We start from the raw sequence: 1,066 nt of genomic DNA, 5'->3' as shown, positions 1-1,066 counted from the left end.
TGAGCTGGGGGTGGCCGCAGAGACCAGCGAGAAGCGACTGTTTACTAAAAACACAGGTCCGTGCGAAGCCGTAAGGCGATGTATACGGACTGACGCCTGCCCGGTGCTGGAACGTTAAGGGGACCGGTTAGTCCAACTTCGGTTGGGCGAAGCTGAGAACTTAAGCGCCAGTAAACGGCGGTGGTAACTATAACCATCCTAAGGTAGCGAAATTCCTTGTCGGGTAAGTTCCGACCTGCACGAATGGCGTAACGACTTCTCGACTGTCTCAACCATAGGCCCGGTGAAATTGCACTACGAGTAAAGATGCTCGTTTCGCGCAGCAGGACGGAAAGACCCCGGGACCTTTACTACAGTTTGATATTGGTGTTCGGTTCGGCTTGTGTAGGATAGCTGGGAGACTTTGAAGCGATCACGCCAGTGGTTGTGGAGTCGTCGTTGAAATACCAGTCTGGTCGTGCTGGATGTCTAACCTGGGTCCGTGATCCGGATCAGGGACAGTGTCTGATGGGTAGTTTAACTGGGGCGGTTGCCTCCTAAAGAGTAACGGAGGCGCCCAAAGGTTCCCTCAGCCTGGTTGGTAATCAGGTGTTGAGTGTAAGTGCACAAGGGAGCTTGACTGTGAGACCGACGGGTCGAGCAGGGACGAAAGTCGGGACTAGTGATCCGGCGGTGGCTTGTGGAAGCGCCGTCGCTCAACGGATAAAAGGTACCCCGGGGATAACAGGCTGATCTTCCCCAAGAGTCCATATCGACGGGATGGTTTGGCACCTCGATGTCGGCTCGTCGCATCCTGGGGCTGGAGTCGGTCCCAAGGGTTGGGCTGTTCGCCCATTAAAGCGGTACGCGAGCTGGGTTTAGAACGTCGTGAGACAGTTCGGTCCCTATCCGCTGCGCGCGCAGGAACATTGAGAAGGGCTGTCCCTAGTACGAGAGGACCGGGACGGACGAACCTCTGGTGTGCCAGTTGTTCTGCCAAGGGCATGGCTGGTTGGCTACGTTCGGGAGGGATAACCGCTGAAAGCATCTAAGCGGGAAGCCTGCTTCGAGATGAGTGTTCCCACCC

At 56.2% G+C, this 1,066-nt stretch carries 1 rRNA gene; it reads left to right on the top strand.

Annotation, left to right across the window (positions count from 1 at the left end):
* Window positions 1-1,066, top strand: a 23S ribosomal RNA gene (locus tag ACWD5F_RS45445); the annotation flags it as partial.

It is taken from the genome of Streptomyces sp. NPDC002499, from assembly GCF_053595415.1.
The sequence above is the reverse complement of the archived record's forward strand: the minus strand, read 5'-3'. Positions and strand labels throughout refer to the sequence as shown.